The organism is uncultured Mobiluncus sp., assembly GCF_947254095.1.
In the GTDB taxonomy this organism is placed as follows: Bacteria; Actinomycetota; Actinomycetes; order Actinomycetales; family Actinomycetaceae; genus Mobiluncus.
Map to the genome: position 1 here is coordinate 1 of NZ_CAMYBV010000038.1, position 5,262 is coordinate 5,262.

Consider the following 5,262-nt stretch of genomic DNA (forward strand, 5'->3'; position numbering starts at 1 on the left):
CGGCGCGTTCGCGCGCTCCCGGCACGTTTTCCAAAATCCACATAATCTTGGTGATTGAGGCATAGGTGGACAGGGTTTCGCCCACTAGCGGACGCCACCGATCCGGCCCGCCGTTAGCTGCCAACCGGTCCACCATGTCTTGGGAACGAGTATCCTGCCAAACAATCGCGTTATAGACGGGCTGACCAGTGTTTTTGTCCCACACAATCGTGGTTTCGCGCTGGTTGGTGATGCCCAGGGCGGCGATGTCGTGGTGGTTGAGCTCCATCCCGGTCTGTTTCGTGGCGTTCCCCAAGGCACGGCCCACGACTTCCCGCACGTTGAACCAGATTTCGGTCGCATCGTGCTCGACCCAACCGGGAGAGGGAAAAATCTGTTCATGCTCCATCTGACCGACCGAAACTATGCGCCCGTAGTGGTCAAAAATAATGGCTCGAGACGAGGTCGTGCCCTGGTCAATGGCCATAACATATTTTTTCTGAGACATCGTTGTCTGTCCTTTCGTATCGGTTTTCCTCAGGCGTCACTAGGCCGGTGGTCAGATTTTGGGGGCCCGCGCCTTGACCCGGCAGTCCCAGTGCGCGAGCGAGAATCTCGATGGGGTGAACGACTTCGGCGCCGGTTCCTTTCCGGATCTGCCAGCGGCACGTTTCGGTGTCGCAGGCCGCCAAGTGGGGGTTCACGGCTTTAATTTTTGCAAACAGAGGCTTGCCGATGGCTTGGGCCACGGCGAATTTTTCTTTCTTTAGTCCGTAGGTTCCGGCGATACCGCAGCAGGGCTGGCCCGATTCCACCACGTGCACGCCGGGGATAGTTTCCAGCATTCGAATCGCCGGTTTGCCGATACCCTGGGATTTTACCTGACAGGGCTGGTGATAGGTCAAGGTCAGATTCAGCGGGCGCAGGTCGCTTTCCGGGAATTCGCCCTCGTCCATTAGATGCGCGATGAACTCGGACGTCTCGAACAAGCGCGCGCCCACGTCTCGCAACACGGCATCTTCCAACCCCATGATTTCGCGAGCTTCGTGGCGCAGCATTCCCGCGCAAGACCCGGAAGAGGAAACAATCTGCAGGTTCTTCCCGGCGCGCTGCAGTTGGCGTGCCAGCTGTAAAACATGGCGCGAAGCATCGTTGAACAGCCCGTTTGATTGTGACGCCAGCCCGCAGCAGCCTTGTTTCGGCACGATGACGCGATACCCCAGATGTTCCAGCACCTCGACTGTCGCGATGGAGGTGGACACTTCAAAGTACGCTCCGGCGCAGCCGTGGAAGAACACGATAGGGCCGCGGTGCCACTTCATTTCAGAAGGCAGATACATGGTCGATTGGGGACGGCGCGGGACGTAGGGGCCACCGTAGACCGCCTTTTCGTGTCTCTTCCACCAGGTCAAGAAGCTGGTGGATTGAGCCACCGGGGTGGGGGCGTCGGCGTGGACTCCGATAACGGCCTGCACAAGTTTGCGAATCGGCCGGTTTTTCAGCGCCGCGTTGGCGATGGGAGCCAGTGGGGTCAGCAGTTTGCCTTCGAGCTCTGTTTGGGTAATCAGGCGGTCGCGTAAGGGCATGTTGTCGGCCTTCATGACGGCACGCGCCTGGGCGTTCAGCTCGGCAATCTTCACCCCGTGGGGGCACACGGTAGTACAGATGGAGCAGCCGGAACAGTAGTCTAGGGACCTGTCCACGGACTGACCCTTGCGGAAACGTTCCGCTTGGGGACCCACGAACTTGGGCCCGGAAAAATTCGGAGTAACCCGCATGACCGGGCATTGGGTCTCGCAGATGGTGCATTTCAGGCACTGATCCAGGGAAGTGCGCGCCAGGTTCGCTTTGGCGTAATCGAGTGCGGAGATTTCCGTCATGACCGGCTCCTCTCAGGGGACGCCAACGATTGTACGGCCGCCCAGGCGCTGCCTAAGGCGAGGCCTTCCCCGGAAAGCTCGCGCCACGGCGCACAAGCTCCCAGCATTTCGCCCAGGCAATATACATTGTCGTAGAGCCGGCGACCGGATGCGTCAACGGGACGCATCGTGGCATCGACCCTCACTCCTGACATCAGTACTCTCTCGAGCTCCTGGCGATTGTCCAGGTCAATGGGATGAATGGAATTGAGGTAGCCGGTGGCGTCGGGGGCGGGAGTGAACACGGGGAGGTTAAAGACCTTTTCTTGGATATTTAAGTGTGAGTCGCGCTCAAAGTTGCCCGAGGTCATTCCGCCCGCTGCGTCTAATACCGCGTCAACTTTCACTTCGTCCACGCCCCCGGCGCGTGCGACCCGCAGCGCGGTCACGGTGCCGTCCAGGCTGGCGGCGGACAAAACCTCGCAGTTGGTGTGGATGTCGACGCGGGCTTCGCGGCAGCTGTTGACCAAGATGTCGTAGGCGCGTCGGCCCAAGATAGAGGGGGGAACGGTGGGAACTTCGGCGACAGGCGCGTGAACCAGGGCTTGAAATTCGCTAAAGGTTTGCGTGCTCAATCCCAGCAGGGCGGGGATGAGGATGGTTTCCCCGCTTTGCACGGTGTCGTTCAGCAGGTCAGCGAATTTTTGGCGCAGTTTGGCGGCTCGCTGCGGGTCCAGGTCGGCGACGTCCAAGTTTCGGGCATAGTCCGTGGCGGTGACGTCGGCTTCGTGTCCGCGTCCGCTGAAGTCCAGGGTCACCGCCCGCGCGGAAAGCGAGAACCGCTCAGCGCGATTGAGGTTGTCGGCGATGAGGGTGGCGGGGAAGTCTTTGAATTGTTTGAGGCCCACCACCAGCAGCTTCATCTGGTCGTGCAAGGCTCCCGCGGCACAGGTTTGGGGCACCAGGTAGGTGGGACGCACAGAGCCCAGGGCAGAAGCCAGGAATGTGTTTGTGTTCGTGGGGTTGGCCGGTGCCCAAAAAACGGGCAGGGCGCGCCGATACCATTCCATCCCGGCGCGTAAGTGTTCGGTCCCAATCAGGCGGTAGGGGTGGTTATTCGGCAAGTCGTCCACGGCCTGGAAAGGATCGCCAACCACGGGGTCGGGACGGTCTGGGAGGTAACCCAACAGGTCGCCGGTACCGGCGGAAAGTACCAGTCCACCGAGGCCTTTGGTATATACCGTAACTCGGTATCCTTTTTCGTGAGCCATGAGGGCGGCACTCAAACCGGTCAATCCGGCACCGATTACGGCGATTTTCACCGGGCACCTCCTGTCGGTTCGTCACGATCTGTGCCGTGATTTAACGCCAGGTCGCCGGTGGCGCGGCAGGATTCCGGGCTAGGGCCGGGCAGGTGTTCCAGGTCCAAAGTGCCTAAAATCCATCTCTGCAAAGCCATTTCACGAGCCAGCGCACCGTAGAGAATGGGGGTAATTCCGCCCAAACGGTTGGACAAAAACAGGTTCAGTATGGTGGTGCTGACATCGGCGGGCGTGGCTGCGGGGCAGGAGGCACCAGAAGTGGTACCGGGGTCGGGGGTTGGGGTTTCGTGGGTCGTGGCGGAAACGGGCGGCGCCGGGGGATTCTGAGAGCGGAAGTCGTGGATAATGCCCGCGGTGCGTGCCCCGCAGAAACTGCCTTGACAAGGTCCCATGCCGATGCGCAACTGGCGGCGCAAATCGTCGATGTTGGCAAGGGGATTTTCCTGTAGCGCCTCCAGAATCATCCGTTGATTGACCAGTTCGCATTCACAGATGATGGGGTCGTCGTGGCGGTCTGTCTCACGGGCCTGCAGCCGATCGGACAAATGACTGAAACGGCGGGCGCGAGCGGAGGGGACGGGCTCTTGTGCGGTAGTACAAACCCGATTGTCACCCAGCTGGTGACACATAATGTTCACGACCTTTTCCGCCATCAGACGATAAGTCGTGAGTTTGCCGCCCACGATGGTCAGGAAACCGTGAATGTTGTCGCGTTCCAGGTGGTCGAGAATGGCCATGCCACGAGTCATATGCCGGGTGTCTGTGGCGCTGACGCGCGTATCTCGCAGCAGGGGACGGGCGCCAGACCAGACGTGCAGGGGTCGGGCTTGGCGCAAGTCGGGAACCATTTGCTCGCCCTTGTCGAGCATTTGTTGGACTTCTTCGGGCTTGATGGCCAGGAAATCCGGTTTGACGGCGGGTTGGTCGGTGGTCCCGATGATGCAAATGGGGTGGGCCGGTACCAGAATATCGCCGTCTCCGGACAGGGCGCAGCGGTTGATGACGTGGTGGACCAGGCGTTGATTAAAACCAATCATGATACCCCGACCAGGTATAATTTCTATATCGCTGGCGCCAACCATTTCGGCAATCTGACCCGCCCACGGTCCGGCCGCATTGATGACAAAGCGACAATCAACGTGAACGTCCGCACCGGTCTTTTCATCCCGAGCCGACACAGCGCAGATCGCACCGTCCTTGACAGTAATCGATTCAACCCGGTGATAGGGCAGGATTTTTGCGCCGTATTCCTGTGCAGATTCCAGGGCGCCCCAGATGAGTTTCCACCCGTCCACCGCCCCGTCATTGACTTGGAAAGCGCGTTTAATCTGTGGATTCAGCCGCGGTTCCGCCTTGAAAGCGGTACTGAGGGGGATTTCTTCGCAGGTCACACCGGCTTGGAGGGCGGCTGGGAGGAAACGATCCGCATAGTCCTCGGGGTCATCGGGGGTCAACACAAACAGACCGCCCACGTCCTCCAACGCATCGGCGTTGATGCGGCGCAAAATAGCGTTTTCATCGGCGCACTGAGAGGCAGATTCGGGGTCAGAGATGACGTAGCGTCCGCCCGAATGCAGCAGTCCATGGTAGCGGGCGGAAGTACCTTGCCCAATATCGGCCCGTTCCAACAGAATGACATCGTAGCCGCGCATTGCCGCATCGCGCACGACCCCGGCACCGGTTGCGCCGCCGCCGATAACGACGAGGTCAGCGTGCAGGCGGGTGGGGGTACTCATAGTAAAAGCCTATCTGATGTCCAGTGAGATGGGGGCATTACGCGCTGGCGGCGCTGCCTGGGCGGGGGCATTTGGTGGAGTTGATTGCACGACTGACCGTTTTCAAAAGGTGTATGCAGGATTGTTCCTGATTGCAAACTGTGTCTTTGCAGATAGGGACATTTTGCCAGTGGCCATAGGTGAAGTCTGGGAAGTGAAATCGGTCGTTCGGACATATACAGAGAATCGTTACGGCGAATATGAGTTGGGTATGCCGGGCTATGGACAGAAATCCGGGCTGGGGTTACAATGAAATACTTGCCATTGGCAGGGATAACTGAATAGCGGGGGTGATCGGTTTCGACGGTCGGTAGTGTCTTGAGAGAA

Annotated in this window: 5 protein-coding genes; 1 reads left to right on the forward strand and 4 read right to left on the reverse strand. The window is 59.4% G+C overall.

Annotated elements, in window-relative coordinates; all coding sequences use genetic code 11:
* The 4 genes from Q0X47_RS08280 to glpA all read right to left on the reverse strand — a co-directional run.
* On the reverse strand, positions 1–487 hold a 487-nt coding region (locus Q0X47_RS08280; RefSeq protein WP_297724935.1), incomplete at its 3' end, for an FGGY family carbohydrate kinase.
* Positions 456–1,859, reverse strand: coding sequence for an anaerobic glycerol-3-phosphate dehydrogenase subunit C (locus Q0X47_RS08285; protein ID WP_297724938.1), 1,404 nt, complete (start codon positions 1,857–1,859; stop codon positions 456–458). The genes Q0X47_RS08285 and Q0X47_RS08280, both read right to left, overlap by 32 nt.
* Positions 1,856–3,160: a glycerol-3-phosphate dehydrogenase subunit GlpB gene (gene glpB, locus Q0X47_RS08290; RefSeq protein WP_297724941.1), complete on the reverse strand. Its 1,305-nt coding sequence runs from the start codon at positions 3,158–3,160 to the stop codon at positions 1,856–1,858. The genes Q0X47_RS08285 and glpB overlap by 4 nt, the downstream gene beginning before the upstream one ends.
* Positions 3,157–4,896 (reverse strand): anaerobic glycerol-3-phosphate dehydrogenase subunit GlpA, encoded by a 1,740-nt coding sequence (gene glpA / locus Q0X47_RS08295; RefSeq protein ID WP_297724945.1) that lies wholly within the window; start codon positions 4,894–4,896, stop codon positions 3,157–3,159. The genes glpB and glpA overlap by 4 nt, the downstream gene beginning before the upstream one ends.
* A gap of 16 nt (positions 4,897–4,912) precedes the next feature.
* Here glpA and Q0X47_RS08300 point away from each other — a divergent pair, with 16 nt between their 5' ends.
* The gene (locus tag Q0X47_RS08300) at positions 4,913–5,188 is read left to right on the forward strand and encodes a hypothetical protein (protein ID WP_297724948.1); all 276 of its coding nucleotides are present in this window, start codon (positions 4,913–4,915) and stop codon (positions 5,186–5,188) included.
* The last annotated feature ends 74 nt before the right edge of the window (positions 5,189–5,262 follow it).

Excerpts from the sequence above, each read along its gene's own strand:
- Q0X47_RS08285 (WP_297724938.1), bottom strand. The coding sequence starts at position 1,859 with ATGACGGAAATCTCCGCACTCGATTACGCCAAAGCGAACCTGGCGCGC.
- glpA (WP_297724945.1), bottom strand. The coding sequence starts at position 4,896 with ATGAGTACCCCCACCCGCCTGCACGCTGACCTCGTCGTTATCGGCGGC.
- Q0X47_RS08300 (WP_297724948.1), top strand. The coding sequence starts at position 4,913 with ATGTCCAGTGAGATGGGGGCATTACGCGCTGGCGGCGCTGCCTGGGCG.